The organism is Collinsella sp. AF15-51 (genome assembly GCF_003462845.1).
Taxonomy (GTDB): Bacteria; Actinomycetota; Coriobacteriia; order Coriobacteriales; family Coriobacteriaceae; genus Collinsella.
In genome coordinates this window covers 18,184-39,338 of the sequence record NZ_QRYG01000009.1, presented here as the reverse complement: position 1 = coordinate 39,338, position 21,155 = coordinate 18,184, and the positions used below count along the sequence as shown (strand labels likewise).

Annotated in this window: 17 protein-coding genes; 11 read left to right on the top strand and 6 right to left on the bottom strand. The window is 63.9% G+C overall.

The genetic code is table 11. The annotated features are described in order from the left end of the window. From DWW51_RS05755 to cobK, 8 genes are read left to right on the top strand one after another with little or no spacing between them, the layout of a single operon-like run. The gene (locus tag DWW51_RS05755) at positions 1 to 762 is read left to right on the top strand and encodes an adenosylcobinamide-GDP ribazoletransferase (protein ID WP_231501591.1); all 762 of its coding nucleotides are present in this window, start codon (positions 1 to 3) and stop codon (positions 760 to 762) included. Then, positions 759 to 1,760 (top strand): histidine phosphatase family protein, encoded by a 1,002-nt coding sequence (locus DWW51_RS05750; protein WP_117773814.1) that lies wholly within the window; start codon positions 759 to 761, stop codon positions 1,758 to 1,760. The genes DWW51_RS05755 and DWW51_RS05750 overlap by 4 nt, the downstream gene beginning before the upstream one ends. Beyond that, positions 1,760 to 2,734, top strand: a complete 975-nt coding sequence (gene cbiB, locus DWW51_RS05745; RefSeq protein WP_117773813.1) for an adenosylcobinamide-phosphate synthase CbiB — start codon at positions 1,760 to 1,762, stop codon at positions 2,732 to 2,734. The genes DWW51_RS05750 and cbiB overlap by 1 nt, the downstream gene beginning before the upstream one ends. After that, positions 2,731 to 3,954 (top strand): histidinol-phosphate transaminase, encoded by a 1,224-nt coding sequence (locus DWW51_RS05740; protein ID WP_117773812.1) that lies wholly within the window; start codon positions 2,731 to 2,733, stop codon positions 3,952 to 3,954. Before cbiB ends, DWW51_RS05740 begins: the two co-directional genes overlap by 4 nt. After that, on the top strand, positions 3,947 to 5,446 hold the full coding sequence (locus tag DWW51_RS05735; RefSeq protein WP_231501585.1) for a cobyric acid synthase: 1,500 nt from the start codon (positions 3,947 to 3,949) through the stop codon (positions 5,444 to 5,446). Before DWW51_RS05740 ends, DWW51_RS05735 begins: the two co-directional genes overlap by 8 nt. Beyond that, positions 5,443 to 5,958: a cob(I)yrinic acid a,c-diamide adenosyltransferase gene (locus tag DWW51_RS10280; RefSeq protein WP_117639409.1), complete on the top strand. Its 516-nt coding sequence runs from the start codon at positions 5,443 to 5,445 to the stop codon at positions 5,956 to 5,958. Before DWW51_RS05735 ends, DWW51_RS10280 begins: the two co-directional genes overlap by 4 nt. Beyond that, entirely contained in the window at positions 5,959 to 6,600 is a 642-nt protein-coding gene (locus DWW51_RS10275) for a precorrin-8X methylmutase (RefSeq protein ID WP_117736330.1), read from the top strand. It abuts the gene before it with no gap. Further along, positions 6,597 to 7,370, top strand: a complete 774-nt coding sequence (gene cobK, locus DWW51_RS05725; protein WP_117736331.1) for a precorrin-6A reductase — start codon at positions 6,597 to 6,599, stop codon at positions 7,368 to 7,370. Before DWW51_RS10275 ends, cobK begins: the two co-directional genes overlap by 4 nt. A 233-nt stretch (positions 7,371 to 7,603) precedes the next feature. Here cobK and DWW51_RS05720 read toward each other — a convergent pair whose 3' ends face one another. The 6 genes from DWW51_RS05720 to metK form a co-directional block, all read right to left on the bottom strand. Then, the gene (locus DWW51_RS05720) at positions 7,604 to 8,818 is read right to left on the bottom strand and encodes an ABC transporter permease (protein ID WP_117773810.1); all 1,215 of its coding nucleotides are present in this window, start codon (positions 8,816 to 8,818) and stop codon (positions 7,604 to 7,606) included. Beyond that, a complete protein-coding gene (locus DWW51_RS05715; RefSeq protein WP_055250391.1) occupies positions 8,815 to 9,588 on the bottom strand; it encodes an ABC transporter ATP-binding protein in 774 nt (257 codons plus the stop codon). Before DWW51_RS05715 ends, DWW51_RS05720 begins: the two co-directional genes overlap by 4 nt. Next, complete coding sequence (locus tag DWW51_RS05710; protein ID WP_117773809.1) at positions 9,588 to 11,000, bottom strand: efflux RND transporter periplasmic adaptor subunit; 1,413 nt, start codon at positions 10,998 to 11,000, stop codon at positions 9,588 to 9,590. Before DWW51_RS05710 ends, DWW51_RS05715 begins: the two co-directional genes overlap by 1 nt. A gap of 132 nt (positions 11,001 to 11,132) precedes the next feature. Then, a complete protein-coding gene (locus DWW51_RS05705) occupies positions 11,133 to 12,839 on the bottom strand; it encodes a L,D-transpeptidase (protein WP_197032186.1) in 1,707 nt (568 codons plus the stop codon). Positions 12,840 to 12,988: 149 nt separating this feature from the next. Continuing rightward, positions 12,989 to 14,596 (bottom strand): L-serine ammonia-lyase, iron-sulfur-dependent, subunit alpha, encoded by a 1,608-nt coding sequence (gene sdaAA, locus DWW51_RS05700; protein ID WP_117773807.1) that lies wholly within the window; start codon positions 14,594 to 14,596, stop codon positions 12,989 to 12,991. 312 nt (positions 14,597 to 14,908) lie between these two features. After that, positions 14,909 to 16,189 (bottom strand): methionine adenosyltransferase, encoded by a 1,281-nt coding sequence (gene metK / locus DWW51_RS05695; RefSeq protein ID WP_117773806.1) that lies wholly within the window; start codon positions 16,187 to 16,189, stop codon positions 14,909 to 14,911. Positions 16,190 to 16,512: 323 nt separating this feature from the next. Here metK and gltX point away from each other — a divergent pair, with 323 nt between their 5' ends. The 3 genes from gltX to def all read left to right on the top strand — a co-directional run bounded on the left by gltX (position 16,513) and on the right by def (position 21,137). Next, positions 16,513 to 17,988 (top strand): glutamate--tRNA ligase, encoded by a 1,476-nt coding sequence (gltX, locus tag DWW51_RS05690; protein WP_117773805.1) that lies wholly within the window; start codon positions 16,513 to 16,515, stop codon positions 17,986 to 17,988. A gap of 140 nt (positions 17,989 to 18,128) precedes the next feature. Then, positions 18,129 to 20,582: a primosomal protein N' gene (gene priA, locus DWW51_RS05685; RefSeq protein WP_117773804.1), complete on the top strand. Its 2,454-nt coding sequence runs from the start codon at positions 18,129 to 18,131 to the stop codon at positions 20,580 to 20,582. A gap of 18 nt (positions 20,583 to 20,600) precedes the next feature. Continuing rightward, positions 20,601 to 21,137 carry a peptide deformylase gene (gene def, locus DWW51_RS05680; RefSeq protein ID WP_117773803.1) on the top strand — a complete coding sequence of 179 codons (537 nt, stop codon included), beginning with the start codon at positions 20,601 to 20,603 and terminating at the stop codon, positions 21,135 to 21,137. The last annotated feature ends 18 nt before the right edge of the window (positions 21,138 to 21,155 follow it).

Below are 21,155 nucleotides of genomic sequence, written 5' to 3'. Positions count from 1 at the left end.
ATGGTAGAGGCAATCGGCGCGGCGTTCGGAACGTTCTCGCGCATCCCCGTCCCGAAATCGGCCTGGACCGATTTCGGGTCAACCCATGCACTTGCCGCGTTTCCCCTGGTGGGCCTTGCGGAGGGCTTCCTCATGACGGTGTGGGGGCATGTGGCGAACCTGCTCGGCGTGCCTGCGACCATCGTCGCGGCCGTGCTCTTGGCGCTGCCTGTGGCGGTGACGGGAGGCATCCACCTAGACGGGCTCTGCGACTCCTCCGATGCGCTTGCAAGTTGGGCCCCGCGCGAGCGAAAGCTCGAGATCATGCACGACCCGCGGGCGGGCGCCTTCGGGGTCATCGGTGTTGTTGTGTACCTTATTCTGCAGTTTTCCCTGTTCACCGCGCTGCCGCTTACGGCGGGGGCGTTCCTCGCGCTTCTGTGCTCGCTCGTGTTCTCCCGCGCGCTTTCGGGACTCGCCGTTGAATGCTGGCCTGCCGCGCGGGCGGACGGCATGGCCGCGGGGCTCTCGCCTGCGAAGAAGCGCGCGGCGATCGTCGTGCCGCTTTGCGCTTTCGCTGCGGCTTCGGCTGCAGGGATGGTCGCGTGCGTTCAGGCCGTCGGCGCCCTTATGGCGGTGGCGGGGCTTTTGGCGCTCGCGTGGTACCGCCATGTTGCCCTGTCCCGCTTCGGCGGGGTGACGGGGGATTTGGCCGGATGGTTTCTGCAATGGGCCGAGCTCGCGATGCTTGCCATGCTGGTGGTGGGGGGCATGCTCCTATGATGCTCGTGGTAGGTGGCGCGCATTCGGGGAAGAGGACCTTCGTGCGCGAAAAGCTCGGGTTCGCGGCGGACGATTTCGTCGACGCGGCGCAGCTTGCGGAGGGCGGCGTGCCCGCGGCTTTTGCCGGCCGCGTCGCATACCATGCTGAGGAACTCGTACGTGCGCTCGACGCTGACCGGGCGCTCGAGCGGCTGATCGGCTTCGACGCAGTGATTCTGCCCTTGGTCGGCTCGGGGGTCGTCCCCATGCGTGCGGAAGACGCCCAATGGCGCGAGCGCGCGGGGCGCCTGGGATGCGCGCTCGCTGCGCGCGCCGACGTCGTCGTGCGCATGACGTGCGGGATTCCCCAGGTCATCAAAGGAAACCTTGCCGATGCGCCTCGAGGGACGCAGGGCGCGGGCGCGCCTTTGGAAGTCGTCTTCGTGCGCCATGGTGCCACGGCGGGCACGGAAGACCATCGCTACAGCGGGGCGGGCACCGACGAGCCCCTGTCGAGCGCGGGCGAGCGCGCTTTGCGCGACCTCGCGTGCGATCGTGACACGTTCCGTGTTATCACGAGCGGCATGGCCCGCGCCGACCAGACGGCGCGCATCCTCTTCCCGAACGCGGAGCTTATGGCGTGCCCCGGTCTGCGCGAGATGGATTTCGGCGACTTCGAGGGGCGAAGCGCCGCCGAGCTTAAAGAGGATGTGCGCTACCGCGCCTGGGTAGACTCCTGGTGCGAGACGCGCTGCCCGCATGGCGAGGGCAAGAGCGATTTCACCCGCCGCGTCGTCGCGGCGTTTCGGGAGGCATGCAAATCGGAGCGCGCCCAGGGGAGTGGACGCGCCGTCTTCGTCGTTCACGCGGGTACCGTGAAAGCGCTGCTCTCCGAGCTAGCTGTCCCGAAAATGGGATACTTCGACGTGCATACCGAGCCGGGCGGCGCATGGGCCGCCACCTGGGATGGGCGCTGCCTTCGCGACGTTCGCCCCGCTTCGGGGGGCGATGCCCGGTGATGACGATTCTTGCCGTCGCCGCCGGGTTCGCGGCCGACCTTGCCTTCGGCGACCCGCGCTGGCTTCCCCATCCCGTCGTCGCCATGGGGCGCGCGATCACGTGGGCCGAAGGCCGCCTGCGGCGCGCGTGCCCGCAAACGTCCGCGGGCACGCGCGCCGCAGGGCTTGTGCTCGCCGTGGCGCTTCCGCTTACGTGTGGGCTTTTGACCTGGGGAATCCTGCATGTTTGCGGCATGGTTCACTCCGGCTTGCGCTTCGTGGCCGAGGCATGGGCGAGCTATCAGATTCTCGCGGCATGCGAGCTGCGCCGCCAGAGCCTGGCCGTTGCCCGCGCGTTCTCGAAGGGCGGCCTTGTCGCGGCGCGCGAAGCCGTCGGGCTCATCGTGGGACGCGACACGTCTGTTCTCGACGAGCACGGCGTCGCGCGCGCCGCCGTGGAAACGGTGGCGGAGAACGCGAGCGACGGTGTCATCGCGCCGCTTTTCTACCTTATGATCGGGGGTGCGCCCTTGGGCATGGCGTACAAGGCGGTGAACACGCTCGACAGCATGGTGGGCTACAAAAACGAGCGCTACAACGACTTCGGCTGCGCCTCGGCGCGCCTCGACGATGCGGTGAACTGGATTCCCTCGCGCTTATCGGCCCTGCTCATGATCGCCGTGTGCCCGATCGTCGGGCTCGACGCGCGCGGGGCGGCGCGCATCTGGCGCCGCGACAGGCGTCGCCATGCGAGCCCGAACGCGGCGCAGACCGAGTCGGCGTGCGCGGGCGCGCTCGGGCTGTGCCTGGCAGGACCCGCGGTGTATTTCGGCAAGCTCGTTGAGAAACCGACGATAGGCGACGCGTCCCGTGAAATCGAGTGGGGCGACATCGCCCGGGCGACAAGGCTCATGCTCGCCGCGTCCGTATGCGCGCTCGTCGTCTTCGGCGCCGCGCGCGCGGCGGTCGTGCTCGCCGTGGGGGCGATGGCATGAGGAAAGACCACGCCGCGTCCCGGGCTGCCGGGGGAATCCTGCGCGCCCGTACGCATGGGGGCAGCGCGCAATCGCTCGGCATCGCTTGCGAAGGGGGCGCCTCCGACCTCATTGACTTCTCAGTGAACGTGAATCCGGCAGGCCCCTCGCCGCGCGCCGTCGCCGCAGCTTGCAAGGCGCTTTCTCGAATCGACGCCTACCCCGATAGGGAAAGCCTCGCCCTCGTTCGCGCCCTGGCGCGTGCCCAGGGCATTCCCGAAGATACTATCGTCTGCGGCGCGGGCGCGTCCGACATCATCTGGCGGCTCGCCGCGGCGGTGCGCCCGAAACGCATCATCGTGTGCGCGCCGACGTTCTCTGAATATGCTGAGGCGGCATCGTACTACGGCGCATGCGTGCAGGAGTTCCCGCTCTCTGAAGCGGACGACTTCGACGTGCCCGCCTCCTTCGCCCGCGCGATCGAGGGGCCGGGAGACGTGGCGTACCTCTGCAATCCGAACAACCCGACGGGGCGCCTCGTCGACCCCAGCGTGATCGAGGCCGCGGCTTGCCGCTGCGAGCAGGTGGGCGCGCTGCTTGTCGTGGACGAGTGCTTCCTCGGATTTGCGCCCGACGCCCGCGAAAGGAGCGTGGCCGCACGCGCCGCGTGTTCGCGCCATGTGGCCGTGCTCTCCGCGTTCACCAAGCTCTACGGAATGGCGGGGTTGCGGTTGGGATATCTGATCAGCGGAAACGCCCAACTCATCGAGGGGATTCGCCGGGCGGGGCAGGCGTGGCCCGTCTCCTCGGTCGCCGAGGCCGCGGGCATCGCCGCCCTGGAAGACATTGAATACGTCTCGCGCACGCGCGATGTATTGGCGGGCGAGCGAGCGTGGCTTTCCCACGAGCTCTCCTCGCTCGGGCTTTCCGTCGTGCCGTCGGATGCGAACTTCCTTTTAGTCCGCACGCCGGCGAAAGACATCCCCGAGCGCCTGTATAAACAGGGGGTTTTGGTCCGCACGTGCGACTCGTTTTCGGTACTGTCCCGTTTCTGGTGCCGCGTCGCGGTGCGCACGCGCAAGGAGAATGCCCGGCTTGCGATGGCGTTCAGCCGCGTGCTTCGGGCGGAAGGTGCATCGGGCGTAGGCGAACCCGACGAACGGGGCGGCGCTTCTTTCAGCGGCGCTATGGCGGGCGCGGATGGCCGAGGCTCGGCGAAGGAGGTCGATACCCGTGGGTAGGGCGAAGCCCATCATGATCCAGGGCACCATGTCGAACGCGGGGAAGAGCCTGCTTGCGGCGGGGCTGTGCCGCGTGCTTTCGCAGGACGGCCTGCGCGTGACTCCCTTCAAGAGCCAGAACATGGCACTCAACAGCGGTGTCACGGCCGACGGGCTCGAGATGGGGCGCGCCCAGATCATGCAGGCCGAGGCGTGCGGCATCGCGCCCGACGTGCGCATGAACCCCATCCTGCTCAAGCCCGAAAGCAGCCACCGAAGCCAGCTCATCGTGGCCGGCAAGGCGCAGGGAGCCTTCGCTGCGAGGGACTACTTCGCGCGAAAGAAGGCGCTCATGCCGCAGATTTTGGAGGCGTTCGATTCGCTCGCGGAGGAAAACGACGTCATCGTCATCGAGGGCGCCGGCAGCCCCGCCGAAATCAACCTTGCCGAAAACGACATCGTCAACATGGGGCTCGCGCGCGCCGTGTCCTCCCCCGTGCTGCTTGCGGGCGACATCGACCCGGGCGGGGTATTTGCCCAGCTCTACGGCACGGTCGCGCTCCTTGCGCCCGAGGACCGCGCGCTTTTGCGGGGGCTTGTGGTGAACAAGTTCCGCGGCGATGTGGAAATCCTGCGCCCGGGTTTGGCCCCGCTCGAGAAGATGTGCGGAGTTCCCGTCGTGGGTGTCGTGCCGTATCTTACGCTCGACCTGGACGACGAGGACTCGCTCGCGCCGCGCCTATCTGCCCGCGAGGCGCGCGGCGTCATCGACGTTGCCGTCGTGCGTCTTCCGCATCTGTCGAACTTTACCGACTTCGACCCGCTTTCGCGCGTGCCCGGCGTGGGCGTGCGCTACGTTTCCTCGACGACCGATCTGGGCCGACCCGACCTGGTGGTGCTTCCCGGCTCGAAGACTACGCTCGACGACGCGCGCTGGCTTGCGGCTAGCGGCATCGGAGCCTGTGTACGCGCGCTTTCGGGCGCGGGCACGCCGGTGCTCGGCATATGCGGAGGCTACCAGCTTTTGGGAGACGAGCTTTCCGACCCGCACGGCAGGGAAGGCGCTGGCACCGCGCGCGGGCTCGGGCTCATCCCTGCAAGTACGGTGTTCAAGGAGGAAAAGCGCCTCGCCCAGTCGACACTGCGCATCACGGGCGCCCAAGGCGCGTTCTCGGTGTGGAACGGCATGACGGCGCGCGGGTACGAGATTCACGACGGCGAAACGACCGTCTCCTGCGCCCCTGCGGGCACGATTGGCGGCAAACCAGAAGGCGCGGCCTGCGGAAACGTGTTCGGAACCTATCTCCACGGCCTGTTCGACGAACCGGGGGTGGCGCTCGCCCTCGCGCGCTCGCTTGCGCGCATGCGCGGCCTGCCCGAGAGCGTCGTGGGTGTTGCGGGCGCGGCGTCCGCGGCCGATCACCGTGCGCGCGAGTTCGACCGCCTGGCCGACGTCGTGCGCGAGGCGCTCGACATGGAGTATGTCTACCGCATTATCGAGGAGGGCGTATGATCCACGTGTATCATGGCGACGGCAAAGGCAAGACCACGGCGGCGATGGGCCTCGCCCTTCGCATGCTCGCTGCAGGCCGCCGCGTCGTCGTCGTGCAGTTCCTGAAAGACGGCGAAAGCGGGGAGGTGCGCCTGCTCGCCGAGCATTTTGGCGTGCCCGTGTTCGCGGGGAAGGCGTCAGACAAGTTTACCTGGTCGATGACGTCGGAAGAACTTGCCGCGACGTGCGAGCTGCACGATGGGAACCTCGCTTCCGCGCTCGCCGAGCTCGAGGGCGCGCAAGAGGGACTGCTCGTGCTCGACGAGGCGCTCGACGCGCTTTCGAAGGGGCTTGTCGACGAGGCGCTCGTGGACCGCGCGCTCGATATGTCCGCGCGCGGCGTCGAAGTAGCGCTCACCGGGCGCGCGCCTTCCCGCAAGATCGTGGAGAAGGCCGACTACATAACCGAGATGCGGTGCGAGAAACATCCCTACGAGCAGGGGATATGTGCAAGGGAAGGAGTGGAGTACTAGATGGATTCCAAGGAGATGGCGCCCGGCGACATCGAGCGGCGCAGCTTCGAGATCATCACCAAAGAGCTCGGCGGCCGCACGTTCCCGCCGCTCGAAGAGCCCGTCGTGAAGCGCGTCATCCACACCACTGCCGACTTCTCGTACGCCGATTCGCTCGTGTTCACCCATGACGCCGCGCACTGTGCGCTCGACGCACTGCGCGCAGGGGCCACGGTGCTCACCGACACGAACATGGCGCTCGCAGGCATAAGCAAGCCCGCGCTCGCGAAGCTCGGCTGCAAGGCCGTGTGCTACATGGCCGACCCTGATGTCGCCGCGGCTGCGCGCGCCGCGGGCACGACTCGCGCCGTTGCGAGCATGGACAAAGCTTGCCGCATCGAGGGTCCGCTCATCGTGGCCGTCGGCAACGCTCCTACAGCACTTCTGCGCCTCGCCGAGCTCATGGACGCGGGGAAGATCGCGCCCGCGCTCGTCGTTGGGGTGCCGGTCGGGTTTGTGAACGTGGTCGAGGCGAAAGAGGAGCTACTCGCGCGACGCGTGCCGGCCATCGTCGCGAGGGGTCGCAAGGGCGGCTCGACCGTGGCGGCGGCCATTATGAACGCGCTGCTCTACCAGATCACGCGCACGGGTGGCGCGAAGTGACGGCCCCTGCATCCGTGCCGGCGCTGCGCATCTTCGCCGGCACCACCGAGGGCCGCCTTCTGTGTGAATGGGCGAGCGGGGCGGGCATCCCCGCCCGTGCCTACGCGGCAACCGAGTACGGAGGCGAGCTTTTGGGTGAGCTTCCGGGCATCGAGGTGCATGCGGGCAGGCTCGACGATGCCGACATGGAGCGCGAGCTTTCCGGCGCGCGTATCGTCGTCGACGCCACGCACCCCTTCGCTACGCTCGCAAGCGACAACATCCGGGTCGCTTCGCTCGCCGTGGGTGCACGATGCCTGCGCCTTGCGCGCCCGGTCGAGGCGCTGCCCAAAGGCGTCGTGCCGGTCGCGTCGATCGCCTGCGCGGCGCGCTTTCTCTCCGAGAACCCGGGTCGCGTTCTTCTCACGACGGGGAGCAAGGAGCTTGCTCCCTACACGCGCGTCGCCGATTTCGCGGAGCGCTTCTTCGTGCGTGTGCTCCCGCTGCCCGGTGCTATAACGAAGTGCATCGACGCGGGGTTTTCGCCGTCGCACGTCATCGGCATGCAGGGGCCCTTCACCCGCGAGCTCAACGAGGCGATGCTTCGGCAGGTGGGCGCCCAGTGGCTTGTGACCAAGGACTCGGGAACCGTAGGCGGCACGGCCGAGAAGCTCGCCGCAGCGCGCGCCGTGGGAGCGCGCTGTATCGTGGTCACCCGTCCCGCCGAGGGAGGCGGGGCCCTTTCGCTTCGGGAAGTGGAAGATGCGCTCTTACGGGAGTTCGCGCGCTAGGCGCTCGCCGCGCCTAGCGCGCCCTCCCGCCCGCGAGGAGGAGCGTCCCGAGCAAGCTCGACCCGTACAAGCCCGTCATCCATCAATAGCTCGAGGACGACGCCCAGAACTGGCGCAAACAGCCCTTCAATAAGTTGCGGTGAAATAGTGTCTGTTTTTGCTGCTAGATAGCATATTCAGTCCCTAATTCACCGCAACTTGTTGGTGGTGGCTTACTGGTAGCTGGTGGTGGCTTACTGGTAGCGTAGGCACTCCACCGGGTTGAGCTTTGCCGCGCGGCGAGCGGGGTAGAAGCCAAAGATTACGCCGATGCCGACGGAGACGCCGAAGGCCAGCAGCACCGTGGCGATTGAAAAGCTCGGTGTGATCTCCCCACTGGCACCGAGCTCGTTGAGAACCCCTGATCCTGCGGCAAACATCGCGAGGCCCCAGGCCAGCAGATAGCCAATCAGGACACCCAGCAGGCCACCGGTGACGCACAGCGCCGAGGACTCGGCCAAAAACTGCGCGGTGATATCGCGGCGACTGGCGCCCAAGGCACGGCGAATACCGATCTCGCGGATGCGCTCAGTCACGTTGGTAAGCATCATATTCATAATGCCGATTCCGCCGACAAGCAGTGAGATACTGGCGACAGCGCCCATGATGAGCGAGAAGGCGCCCATAAACGAGTTGAGTGCATCGATGGCGCTTTTCATGGAGGTCGCCGATACGCTGTCGTACTCATCATCCTCCGAGATGCCCTTCATCGCGCGCACCTTAGACTCGATGGTCTTGCAGAGCTCGTCCATGTCTGTGCCCTCGGCGGCAAGTGCCGTCACGCTGGGAAATGAAGGATTCTCGTCGCCAAACAGGCCGGAGATGGTTTCGCGTGGCATATACAGCGTGAGCGAGCCCATGGAGTCGCTGCCGCCATCAATCACGCCTACAATCTGCACCTCGCCGTTGGACACCTTGATGGTTTTCCCCAGTGCGTCCTGTTCGTTGCCGTAAAGCTGATCGGCGCCGCCACGGCTGATGAGCGCCACGCGCGAGCCTGATTGAGACTCTGCCTGTGAATAGACACGTCCCGCAACGAGCTTGCTGGCGCCCACGGCATCAAGCATGTCGCTATCGACGCCGTGGGCCATGACGGTATAGCTTTTATCCCCGACCTTGTACTCGGAATAGGCGCTATCGACGATGCCGATCTGCTCAATCTGCGGCACCAGTTTGCGAAGCTTTTCCACATCCGAATCGGTGAGTTCTTGGGACGAATAGATCTCTACCATGCGGGCCGCATTGAGGCCCAGGCTGTTGACCAGGCTGTTTTGGATACCGCCGATGAGCGAAGTCATGGCGATGACCGAGGCGATGCCAATGACGATGCCAAGGATGGTGAGCAGGCTGCGTCCCTTGTTGGCCTCGAGCGAGTGAAGGGCTTCTTGGACAAGATCGCGGGTGCTCATGCCTTCGCTCCTTTCGGCTGATTGGTGGTTGCAGAAATCGCGGGCAGGTTTTTGACGGCCCCGCGTAACGTATTCGGTGTATGCGCGACATATGCGCCGTCATGGATTCGCCCGTCACGGATGGTTACGGCTCGATCGGCCTCGGCGGCGATGCCGGGGTCATGCGTAATGAGTACGATGGTCTTGCCGCGTTTCTGGAGCTTGTGGAAGGTTTCCATGACGAGCGCCCCGGTTGTCGAGTCTAGATTTCCCGTTGGCTCGTCGGCCAAAATGATGGGCGGGTCGTTGACGAGGGCGCGCGCGATGGCGACGCGCTGCATCTGTCCGCCCGAGAGTTCCGATATGCGGTGGTCCCAATGGTCGACCGGCAGTGTGACGGCTTGCAGCGCGTGCACGGCGCGCATCTCGCGCTGGCTACGCGGCACATTGGTGTAGGACAGCGGCAGCATGACGTTTTCGATCACCGTCAGACGCGGCAGCAAGTTAAAACTCTGAAAGACAAAGCCGATGCTCAGCGCGCGCACCTCGGTGAGCTCATCATCGTCGAGCTCGGCGACGTTGAGCCCTTGCAGGAAATAATCACCCGCCGTCGGCTTGTCCAGGCAGCCCAGGATGTTCATGAGCGTCGACTTGCCCGAGCCCGAGGGGCCGGTGATGGCGACGAACTCACCGGGGTTCACCGCCAGGCTCACGTTGTGCAGGATGTGGGCGCAACCGGCCTCGCTCTCAAAGATGCGGTGCACGTTGCGGATGTCGATGACGGGACGCATTACTTGCCCTCGTCGGCAGACATATTGTCGCCGCCGTCTGCCGTCATGCCTGCGCCGGTATCCGTCACGATGGTGTCGCCGTCGCGTAACTTGGTAACCGGGACGTCTGGGTTGATCTCGTTGCCCTGGTCGTCGCGCTTGACCTGCGTCTTACCGACTACAGCCTCGTTGTCGTTTTGCGTCACGACGGTCACCTTCACGCGGCGCGTCTTCTTGCCTTCCGAATCGGTGGCCAGATTGACGTAATAGTGCTCGCCATCTTCGGTCATCAGCGCCATGGTCGGCACCATAACCACGTCGTCGAGCTTCTCGGTCACTACCGAGACCTCGGCAGTCATACCCGGCTTAAGGCGACTGTCGGGTGCTTCGATGAGGATGTCGACGTTAAAGGTCACGCTGCCGCCGCTACCGGAGCCGGAGTCAGAGTTTGCCACCGAGGCGATAGCCGTGACGGTGCCCTGGCTCACGATATCGGGAAACGCGGGATAGGTCACGTTGGCGCTTTGGCCCACGGCAATTTTGGCGATATCCTTTTCGCCCACCTGAACCGTCACCTTCATCTTGGACAGGTCGGCGATTTGCATGCACTGCTTGCCGCCGCTCGTGTCGCCTTCGCACATGATCGTGCCTCCGGTCACCGTGGCACCGACTTTGGCGTTGAGCTCGACGATGTTGCCCGAACTGGGGGCCTTTACGGTGCGCTCGGCCGCCTTTGCAGTTGCCTGCTCCAGCGTTGCCTGGGCCGAGGCGAGGTTGCGCTGGGCGGTCGAGACGGCATTTGCGTTGGCGTTTGCGTCCGATGGGCCGGTCGATCCGTCACTGTCCGTTGTCGGTGCGGCCTGTGCGGCCGCGAGTGCCACCTTTGCATTGTTCAGGTCTTCCTGGGCGGCCGCGACCGCGCGCTGCGCCTCGGAAACAGCGCTATCGAGCGCGTCGTTCTTAATGGTCATGAGCACGTCGCCCTCGTTGACGCTCTGTCCGGCCTGCACGTTGATCTTTTCAACCGTACCGTCGACAGAAGGGGAGACGACCGATGCCGAGATGGGCTTAAGCTGCCCCTTGGCTTCGACTGTGGTGGTAAACGTGCCTTCGGTGACCATGTCGGTCACCGGTCCGTTGGTGCCTGCGGGTTGCGCGTTGATGACCAGCGTTGCGATGATGACAATGAGCGCGATGGCAACAACGACGCCGGCGGCAATACCGCGTCGAATCAGCTTTTTGCGTCGACGTTCGGCACGTTTTGCCTTGAGCTTGGCATATGCCTCTTCATCGGAAATCTCGGCCGTATCGTTCGTGCGTCCGTTCTGCTTGTCGGCATGTACGTTTGTAATCAGAGGAAGCGTTTCGGCGGCATCTTCGGGCGTGTGCTCGGTATCATTCGGGCCCGGGGTGATCGTGGGGACATTCGGCATAGCGTCTCCTTTATAGAAAGTTCCTCAATAAGTATATGCGCCCGTCGCGTAAGGCGGGCGCATATGGCGGATTCTTTCGGAACTGTTAGATTGGTCGCAGCGGCTCCACGTTGTGGGAATGCGCGCGTTGCACTACGAGTGGACAACCACGCACAGGCCGACTTTGATGCAGTCGTGAAGTGCCTTTGCATCGGCCAGGCGCAGGTTGATGCAACCGTGGCTGCCGCACCACTTGTAGGAGTTGGGGTCGTCGAAACTCTTGTCGTTTTGCCACGTTGCATCGTGGAAGCCGACCATGTTTCCCTCAAACGGCATCCAATAGCTTACCGGGCTCTCGTATTTGGGCTTACCGGTCTCGCGGTCCTTGGTACCGATAAGCTTGCTGGCGCCATCGTTGCTGTTGATCTGCCATACTCCCTCGGGGGTGGCGTCCTCGCCCGGCTTTCCAGAGATAAAGTTGGCCTCCCACACGATATTGCCGCTCTCGTCGTAGTAGCGCGCGTGCTGCTCGGACAGATCGACGTCGATATACGCCTTCCAGTCGGGCTCTCCCTTTGCGGTAAAGGTGTCGGCCTTCTGGGAGTACTTGATCTCGATTTCGCCGGTCTGCTTGTTGTTAATGGCGTCCTCGACCTGCTTGGCGAGCGAGCTGCTGTCGATGGACCAACCAAAGTCGCCGCCTTCGACGGCGCACTGCTTGCCATCGGCGCGCGTCCACCAGCGAGTGGAGCCCACGGTGTTAAAGCCGTTGGCGAGCTCGGCTGCCCAGCTGCTGATCTGCGACGTATCGAGCGTAGGTTTGGCCGGATCGGCAAAGCTGATCCACTGCAACACGGAGCTGCCATCAACTTTGCCGGCATCCTCGCCGTTGAGCTTGAGGGTCACGTTGACGCCCAGGAAGTTGTTGGCGGCATCGCATGCGGCCTGAATCTGATCATCGGTCAGCGTTCCGTTGAGCGGCTCATAGGCATCGTTGCCGAGCTTGGAAAGATCTACGGTCTCGGCCAGCGAGGCAAGCTCGAGCTCGGCATACTTAATGACATGCTCGCGGTTGAGTTTTTCGTTGGAGCGCGCCTTCTCGACGGTAAACTTGCCGGCCTGCTCGTCATAGGAGCTATTGGCCTCGAACGCGCCCGAACGCCTCTCGTTAAACTCATCGATGGCGGTGCCCAGATCCTTCTCAAACTGCTTTTGGTCAAAGGTATCGGAGAGCATGGACAGGTCGACGTCTTGATCAAGATCTACTTCGTTGGAGGTAGCGGTTGTTTTGGTCTTGCCGCTTAAGGATTCTACAAGGCGGACCGGCCATACAAAGGCTTCGTTGTGGTTGATGATCTCTTTTGCGGCAGCTTCGCCGTCGACGATGGGCTCATCGGACTCGGGCTGATAGGTCCAGCTAAAGTCATCGCCCGCCACGGTGAGCTTATAGTGCTTCCACGCCGAGTTGACCTTGGTGGCGGCAGACGAAGCGTTGGAGAACGAGACGTCGACGCCGGCGATGGTGGTGTTGGGGTAGGCTACCTGCGAAAACGCTACGACGCCTACGATATAGACAATGACGATAAGACCCAGGAGGACAAAGAGCGTCGTCTTTTTGCCCGACTTATTGTTCCCGGTGGGTTTGCGCGCGGGGCCGCGATCGCCTCGACCGTGCGTGGGGGGCTGCTTGGGCGTATTGCCGTTTGCCTGGCGCTGCTGGTTCGGGCGTTGCGAAGCGTTTGCCGCACCACGCTGCTGACCGTGGCTCGGCGCGATAGGACGCGGCGACTGAACGCCGCCGGTGTGCCTGCTCGGCTGCTGCGGATCGGGAATCAGTTGAGTTCGATCGTTTTGCGACATCGTGTGCATATCCTTCGAATTTCGCCTTGCGGCTCATCGTGTTTTTACTGGGCTTGCATTATAGCGATTACCTAGTTGATTGTGGTATGGAAACGGTGGCATTCAAAAGAGGTGGGACATTTGTCCCACCTTCGAGTCGTTCTTTGTCGCTATCCGCACACACCGCATTTTGCACAGGCCGAAAGTGCGGCCGGAGCCTGCGCGATGCCGCCCTTTGCCGTCTCGCGCAGCGTGGCCGGCAACGCGTGGCCCACCGAGAGCATGACGTGTGCCATCTGGTCAAACGGCACCAGGCTCTTAATGCCGGCGAGGGCGAGTTGTGCGGAGCTAAAGGCGGCTGCCACGCCGATGGCGTTGCGGTTTTGGCAGGGCACCTCCACGAGGCCACCGACGGGGTCACAAACGAGGCCCAGCAGATTACTCAGCGCGATGGAACTGGCGTCGAGCGCCTGCTCGGGTGTGCCGCCGAGCATCTGCACTAGCGCGGCGGCGGCCATGGCGGCCGCACTTCCGACCTCGGCCTGACAGCCGCCCTCGGCGCCGGCGACGCAGGCGCTCGTGGTGAGGTTGAGGCCGATGGCGGCTGCGCAGTAGAGCGCGTCCATGACCTGCTCGTCGTCGAGCTGAAGGTGATCGGCGAGCGCCAGCACGCAGCCGGGCACGACACCCGCGGAGCCTGCCGTGGGAGCGGCGACGATCACTCCCATCGTGGCGGAGCGTTCGAGCACGGCCATCGCGCGGGCCACGGCGTCGGTTTGAACGGTGCCCATCAGGCTCGTGCTCAAATCGTTGCGGCCGGTGGCATCGACGAGTTTAGCCTCGCCGCCGATAAGCCCGCCGAGCGATTGCTGCGGATTGACGATGGGGGTCGTGGTCTCCTCGCGCATGACGTCGAGCACGCGGCGCATGGCGGCGACGGCGTGGGCCTCGCCGGTCAGACGTGCCTCGCGCACGGCCATGACGGCGCCGATGTTGAGCCCCAGTTCCTCGCACGCATCGAGCAGCTGCTCGCCGTCGTCGAAGATTTCCTTTGCCGAGACGCCGGGGGAGAGCGACGAGGCAGAACCGGGGAGTTCGATAAAGGTCGCGTAATCGACATTGTCGAGCTTGCGGAGCATGGGGACGACGGTGTCGTCGGGGGCGCCGTCGGTCTCAAAGACGGAGTAGGCCTGGCCGCCCACTTCGGTGCGGTAGGTGCGGCAGAAGGCGATGTTCACATGGGCGTAGGCGAGCAGGTTGGTGAGCGCTGCGAGCACGCCGGGGACGTCCTGGTGCGCCACGAAGAGCGTGGAATACATGCCCGAGATGTCGACGCCGACGCCGTTAATGCGGCTGATGCGCATCTTGCCGCCGCCTAAGCTCTCGCCGCGGACCTGCGCCGTGGCGCCCGTGGCGTCGACCATATCGATGTCGACGGTGTTGGGGTGGATGGAGGCGTCGTCGCCCTTGATGTCAAAGTGATATTCGAGGCCCTGCCCACGTGCGAGGTCAAAGGCCTGCTTGATGTTCTCGTCATCGGTGTCGAGGCCCAGAATGCCCGCGACGAGAGCGCGGTCGGTGCCGTGGCCGCGGTAGGTGTGGGCGAAGGAATTCCACAGGCCAAAGGTGACTTTGGTGATGCGGCCTTCCAGCAGGCTGGCGGCAACTTGTGCGCACCGCAGGGCGCCAGCGGTGTGCGAAGAACTGGGGCCGACCATGACGGGGCCCAAGATCTCGAATGCCGAGGTCGTAGCTAGTGTTTGCGGCTTGCCTGCCATATGCGCTCCTGTTCTATCCCGTCGTCCCGAGGGGCGGGGCATAAGGTCGCCTGCTCGGACAGTCCTGCTCGCACGGAGAGCACATTAAGTGCTCTCCGGCTCGTGCGGAACTCGCGATCGACCTTATGCCCCGCCCCTCGGGACTAAGGATACATGGTTGGAGCTGCTAGATGGCAAAATTCATTAGCTAGTGACGTGTCTTACCTTGCATATCGAAACATCTTCACCACCGTTTAAATAAAAAAGAGGTACCGGTTGGAGCCGGTACCTCTTTTGGTGCGTTGTTATTTGGCTGAGGCTTTTTGGGTTAACTTACAGACCGCAGGCTGCTTTGAGTTCGTTGACTCGATCGGTCTTCTCCCAGGTGAAGTCGGCGTCTTCGCGGCCGAAGTGACCGTAGGCTGCCGTCTTTTCGTAGATGGGGCGACGCAGGTCTAGGTCGCGGATGATTGCGCCCGGGCGCAGGTCGAAGGTTTTCTCAACGGCCTCAACGATCTTGTCCTCGGCAACATGCGCGGTACCGAAGGTGTCGACCATGATTGAGAGGGGCTTGGAAACGCCGATGGCGTAGGCAAGCTCGACTTCACAGCGGTCGGCCAGACCGGCGGCGACCACGTTCTTAGCGACCCAGCGCGCGGCATACGCGGCGGAACGGTCGACCTTGGTGCAGTCCTTGCCGCTAAAGGCGCCACCGCCGTGACGGCCGTAGCCGCCGTAGGTGTCGACGATGATCTTGCGGCCGGTGAGGCCCGTGTCGCCCATGGGGCCGCCCACGACAAAGCGACCGGTGGGGTTCACGTAGATCTCCGCGTTGTCCCACGGCATGTTCTCGGCGGCCATGACCGGGGTGATGACGTGCTCGATGAGGTCGGCCTTGATCTTGCCCATGTCCTCGATCTCGGCGGCGTGCTGCGTGGAGATGACGATGGTCGTGACCTCGACGGGCTTGCCTTCCTCGTAGCGCACGGTGACCTGGGTCTTGCCGTCGGGACGCAGATAGGCGAGGGTGCCGTCGTGACGCACGGCGGCCAGGCGCTCGGCCAGGCGGCTCGCCAGGTAGTGCGGCATGGGCATGAGGGTCTTGGTTTCGTTGGAGGCATAACCGAACATCATGCCCTGGTCGCCGGCGCCGATCAGGTCGATCGGGTCGGTGGTAGCGCCGGTCTGGGTCTCGAAGGACTCGTCAACGCCCTGGGCGATATCGGGCGACTGCTCGTGGATGAGGCTCATAACGCCGCAAGTGTCGCAGTCAAAACCGAACTTGGCACGGTTGTAGCCGATGCGGCGGATAACACCGCGGGCGATTTCCTGTACGTCGACGTAGGCCTGGGTGCGAATCTCGCCGGCGACGATGACAGTGCCGGTGGTCACGAGGGTCTCACAGGCGCAACGGACGTTCTCAACGTTGGCAGGCACGCCGTTGGGGGCGATGTAGCCCTGCTCCTGGAGCTCTATTTCTTTGGCGAGGATTGCGTCGAGGACGGCGTCGCTGATCTGATCAGCGATCTTATCGGGATGACCTTCGGTCACCGACTCTGACGTAAAAACAAAGGACCCGTGTTGGGGTGGAATGGAACGAAGTTCTTCTGACATGATTGTCCTTTCAAAAACGTGTCCCAGCGACCGTTACCATTCCGCCGGGCTCTCTATGCAAGGGCACATCATAGCGCGTAAATCAAACATTCACACCCTTTCCGCACCTACTCATTGGGGACAGACTTAATTACTCATTGGGGACAGACTGAAATGACCAGTCTTAAACCAAGAATGTCCCCAATGACTACAACGACTGGTCATTTAAGTCTGTCCCCAATGAGTAGTCCCCAATGACTGGGTCGGTGCCCTTTGTGCGGAGGTTGCTTTGATGCTTTATAATGGTGCGGTTAGACATCCATCCTGCAATCGAGGAGATTTCCATGGCATCAGACGTTCGCGTCCGCTTTGCACCCTCACCGACGGGCAAGCTGCACATCGGCGGCGCCCGCACCGCTATCTATAACTGGGCTTTCGCCCGTGCAAACGGCGGCACGTTCATCCTGCGCATTGACGACACCGACCCCACCCGCTCTACCGACGAGAACACGCAGATTATCCTGCGCGCCATGCGTTGGCTGGGCCTGGACTGGGACGAGGGTCCCGAGGTGGGCGGCGATTTTGGCCCCTACGCCCAGACCGAGCGCCTGGACCTGTACAAGCAGGCCGCCCAGAAGCTTTGGGACGAGGGCAAGGCCTATCCCTGCTTCTGCACCAAGGAGCAGCTCGACGCCGATCGCAAGGCCGCGCAGGAGCGCAAGGACCCCTTCCAGGGCTATCAGCGCCGTTGCCGCGACCTTGATCCCGAGGAGGCCCGCCGTCGCATCGAGGCCGGCGAGTCCTACGTCCTGCGCATCAAGGTGCCCGAGGACCGCGGCGACGTCGTCATCCACGACGCCGTTCACGGCGAGGTGACCTTCGACGCCAAGGAGCTCGACGACTTTGTCATCTTCCGCTCCGATGGCACGCCCACGTACAACTTTGCGACCGTCGTCGACGACGCCATGATGAAGATCACCCATGTCATCCGCGGCGACGACCACCTCTCCAACACCCCGCGTCAGGTCATGGTCTACGAGGCACTCGGCGCGCCCGTGCCCACGTTCGCCCACATCTCCATGATTCTGGGCGCCGACGGCAAGAAGCTCTCCAAGCGCCACGGCGCCACCTCAGTGGAGGAGTACCGCGACGCCGGCTACCTGTCCGACGCTTTCGTCAACTATCTGGCGCTGCTCGGCTGGTCGCTTGACGGCGAGACCACGATCATTCCGCGCGATGTCCTGGCCAGCAAGTTCTCACTCGACCGCATCTCCAAGAACCCGGCGACCTTCGACCCCAAGAAGCTCGACTGGGTCAATGCCGAATACATCAACGGCATGTCCGATGCCCAGTTTGCCGACGAGATCATGGTCCCCGAGCTGCACGAGGCGGGTCTCATCGAGGGCAACGTCGAGTACGGCGAGGACTGGATTGACGCACTCGCTGCCATCGTCAAGCCGCGCACCAAGATGCCGGCCGACGCCGTGACCGTCGCCGCTCCCATCTTTGCTACGGCCGAGACGCTCGAGTATGACGAGAAATCCGTTAACAAGGGCCTGGCCAAGGAGGGTATGGGTTCAATTCTGGACGCCGCCAAGGCCGCGCTCGAGGGCGTGGACGAGTGGACAGCCGCGAACATCGACGCCGCGCTTGAGCCGCTTCCCGAGCAGATGGACCTCAAGAAGCGCGTGGTGTTCCAGGCCGTGCGCGTCGCCGTTTGTGGCAACATGGTGAGCCCTCCGCTGGGCGAGACCATGGCGCTCGTCGGCCGTGACGACTGTCTGGCGCGTATCGACCGCGCCCGCACGATGGCGCTGTAGTCGCTGCACAAACGTTTGTATCCGAGCCCCGTTCACCCCGAGCGGGGCTCTTGTTTCTGTACCGATGAGTGGGTTGCTGGGACATAATAATCAGTAGTGTTTGTCCCAGCTCTTTCAGGTCTGTTCGTTAGAGGTGGTGTATGGCTCAACAACTGTCGCTGTTTGGTTCACCGGAACCGGAGGAGTCTCCGGCGGCACCGGCATCCGCTGCTGCCTCGGCCAAGCCCGAGCCTGCACCTGAGCCCATTGCCGCCTACGCGAGCGTGGTTCTCGACATTCCTACCCGAGCGCTGTCCGAGCCATTCGCCTACTGCATTCCCCAGTCCCTTGCCAACGAGGCGCAGATCGGATCCACGGTCCTGGTTCACTTTGGTAACCGTGCCGCCGCGGGCTATGTCGTCGACATTGCGCCTGAGCTGGGCGACCTGCAGGGTAACAACGCCCTCGACCCCGCGCGCATTAAAGCCGTCGAGGCTATCCTCAGCAAACCGCTCTTTACCGCCGAGGCTGCACGCATTGCGCGCTGGATGAGCCGCGAGTATGTCGCGACGCTTTCCGAGTGCCTGCGCCTGTTTTTGCCACCGGGCGGCAGCCCGCGTGTGGTCAAGGGCGACGACGGCGTGTGGACGGTTGAACGTCCAGCCGTCAAACCCATCCAAAACCGCTGGGTGATGCTTACGCCCGAAGGCTTTGACTACACGCCACCCAAGACCGCGGTCCGCCAGCGCCAACTCATCGAGGCGCTCCAGTGTGGTCCTGTCACGACGCGCGACCTCAACCTTCTCTATAACAGTATGTCGGCGACCATCAAGTCGCTCGAAAAACGCGGCGTCGTGGTGGTGGAAGAGCGCCGCGCCTGGCGTGGCTGCAGCGAGCAGACCACGCTGTCCTCGGCAAGCGGCAAGGCGCCGGTCTCCCTTACCAACGGCCAGCAACAGGCACTCGCGCAGATTGAGCGCGCCCGTCTGGACGCTCATGGCGACGTGGTGCTGGTCGACGGCGTCACCGGCTCCGGCAAAACCGAGGTTTACCTCTCCGCCATCGAGCGCGTGCTCGCAGCCGGTCGCTCTGCCTGCGTGCTGGTGCCCGAGATCTCACTGACGGCCCAGACCGTCGGCCGCTTCCGCTCGCGCTTTGGTGAGACGGTCGCGGTTTTCCACTCGCGTCTTTCGGCTGGCGAGCGCCTGGACCAGTGGGACATGGTTGCCAGTGGCGCCGCGCGTGTGGTCGTGGGAGCTCGTTCGGCGCTTTTTTGCCCGCTCAGCGACCTTGGTCTCATCATCATCGACGAGGAGCACGAGACTAGTTACAAGCAGGGCTCCAGTCCGCGCTACCATGCGCGCGAGGTGGCAGCCGAGATGGCGCGCCGCTATCGCTGCCCGCTCGTGCTGGGGTCGGCCACGCCTTCTGCCGAGGCCCTCGACCGCTGCCGCCGCGGCATGTATAACGGTGCCACCTGGACGCGTGTCGAGATGCCCGAGCGCCCCGGACACGCCGTGCTGCCTACGGTCCGCATTGCCGACCTGCGTCGCGAGTTCGCACACGGCAGCCGCTCCATGTTCTCAAAACCGCTGATGGAAGGCCTGGAGCGTGTGGTCGAGCGCCGCGAGAAGGCCGTGTTGCTGCATAACCGTCGTGGCTTTGCGCCATTCCTGATGTGCCGCGAGTGCGGCTGCGTTCCCACCTGCAACCACTGCTCCACCGCGCTTACGTATCACGAGCGCACGCACACGCTGCAGTGTCACACATGCGGTTCGTCTTGGCGCGTGCAGCCGTATCCCGCGCCCACGAGCCGTTGCCCCAAATGTGGCAGTCGCTACCTGGCAAAAATGGGGCTGGGCACTCAGCAGATCGAGGACGCGCTGCACCAGATGCTGCCCGAGGACGTCGCCATTATTCGCATGGATGCCGATTCCACGCGCGGCAAGGATGCGCACAAAAAGTTGCTCGAGCAGTTCGATGCCGCCGATTGCGCGGTGCTGCTGGGCACCCAGATGATTGCCAAGGGCCTCGACTTTCCCGAGGTCACGCTTGTGGGCGTGGTCAATGCAGACTTTGCGTTAAAGCTGCCCGATTTTAGAGCAGGGGAGCGCGCCTACGATTTACTGGAGCAGGTCGCCGGCCGTGCCGGTCGCGGCGATCGTCCCGGTGAGGTGATCATCCAGACCTACCTGCCCGAGGATCCGGTCATTCGCGCCGTCGCTAAGCACGACCGTTCGATCTTTACCGACTACGACCTGGACCAGCGCCGCGACGCCCTGTATCCACCGTTCGTGCGTCTGGTCAACATTTTGGTGTGGTCGGCGAACCGAGACGACGCGCAAGACTACATCGGCCGCATCGCCAAGCTCCTCAAGCGTCGCTGGCATGCCGCCGCGCCCGATTTTTTGCGGGCAGGGAGTGCCGCGCCGCAGGTGCTGGGCCCGGCTTCGTGTGTAATCGAGAGAGCCAAGGACCGTTACCGCTTCCATCTGCTTGTGAAGTCGCCCGTGGGGTACCATGTCTCTGATGATATCGACGCCTGCCTCAAAGAGGTGGGCTCCGTGCGCGGCGTGAGCGTGAGCGTTGACGTCGACGCCTATGATTTGATGTAACAACCTGAAAGGATGGCCATGGAAGCCAACGGAATCGTACTGTCGCCCGACCCTCGTTTGCGCCAGGAGTGCGCCGTCATCGAGGAGATCAACCCGGCGATCGAGGCGCTTGCCGAGAAGATGAAGAAGATGATGTTCGAGAACGGCGGCTGCGGCCTGGCTGCTCCGCAGATCGGCGAGCTCATCCAGCTCGTCACCATCGACTGCGACTACACCGACAAGAACGACTATGACCCGTACGTGCTCATCAACCCCGTGATCGTGGAGCAGAGCGACCATCTGGTGCCGTTTAGCGAGGGCTGCCTGTCCATCCCTGGCATTAGCTGCGAGATCGAGCGTCCCGACCATGTCGTCGTCGAGGCGTACGACTTGGACGCAAACCTGATTCGCTACGAGGCTACGGGCGACCTGTTCTGCGTGTGCCTGCAGCACGAGATCGATCACCTGCATGGCAACACTTTGTTCGAGCGACTGAAGCCCATGCAAAGGCTCAAGGCCGTCAAGGAGTACCAGGACGCCCTGGCCCGCGGCGCTCGACCGGGCGAGACGGAGTAGGTTTGTCCGTCCCCGGGG

Excerpts from the sequence above, each read along its gene's own strand:
- DWW51_RS10280 (WP_117639409.1), top strand. The coding sequence starts at position 5,443 with ATGATCCACGTGTATCATGGCGACGGCAAAGGCAAGACCACGGCGGCG.
- priA (WP_117773804.1), top strand. The coding sequence starts at position 18,129 with ATGGCTCAACAACTGTCGCTGTTTGGTTCACCGGAACCGGAGGAGTCT.
- def (WP_117773803.1), top strand. The coding sequence starts at position 20,601 with ATGGAAGCCAACGGAATCGTACTGTCGCCCGACCCTCGTTTGCGCCAG.
- DWW51_RS05715 (WP_055250391.1), bottom strand. The coding sequence starts at position 9,588 with ATGCGTCCCGTCATCGACATCCGCAACGTGCACCGCATCTTTGAGAGC.
- metK (WP_117773806.1), bottom strand. The coding sequence starts at position 16,189 with ATGTCAGAAGAACTTCGTTCCATTCCACCCCAACACGGGTCCTTTGTT.
- DWW51_RS05755 (WP_231501591.1), top strand. The coding sequence starts at position 1 with ATGGTAGAGGCAATCGGCGCGGCGTTCGGAACGTTCTCGCGCATCCCC.
- DWW51_RS05720 (WP_117773810.1), bottom strand. The coding sequence starts at position 8,818 with ATGAGCACCCGCGATCTTGTCCAAGAAGCCCTTCACTCGCTCGAGGCC.
- DWW51_RS10275 (WP_117736330.1), top strand. The coding sequence starts at position 5,959 with ATGGATTCCAAGGAGATGGCGCCCGGCGACATCGAGCGGCGCAGCTTC.
- sdaAA (WP_117773807.1), bottom strand. The coding sequence starts at position 14,596 with ATGGCAGGCAAGCCGCAAACACTAGCTACGACCTCGGCATTCGAGATC.
- DWW51_RS05750 (WP_117773814.1), top strand. The coding sequence starts at position 759 with ATGATGCTCGTGGTAGGTGGCGCGCATTCGGGGAAGAGGACCTTCGTG.
- cbiB (WP_117773813.1), top strand. The coding sequence starts at position 1,760 with ATGACGATTCTTGCCGTCGCCGCCGGGTTCGCGGCCGACCTTGCCTTC.
- DWW51_RS05705 (WP_197032186.1), bottom strand. The coding sequence starts at position 12,839 with ATGTCGCAAAACGATCGAACTCAACTGATTCCCGATCCGCAGCAGCCG.
- gltX (WP_117773805.1), top strand. The coding sequence starts at position 16,513 with ATGGCATCAGACGTTCGCGTCCGCTTTGCACCCTCACCGACGGGCAAG.
- DWW51_RS05710 (WP_117773809.1), bottom strand. The coding sequence starts at position 11,000 with ATGCCGAATGTCCCCACGATCACCCCGGGCCCGAATGATACCGAGCAC.
- DWW51_RS05740 (WP_117773812.1), top strand. The coding sequence starts at position 2,731 with ATGAGGAAAGACCACGCCGCGTCCCGGGCTGCCGGGGGAATCCTGCGC.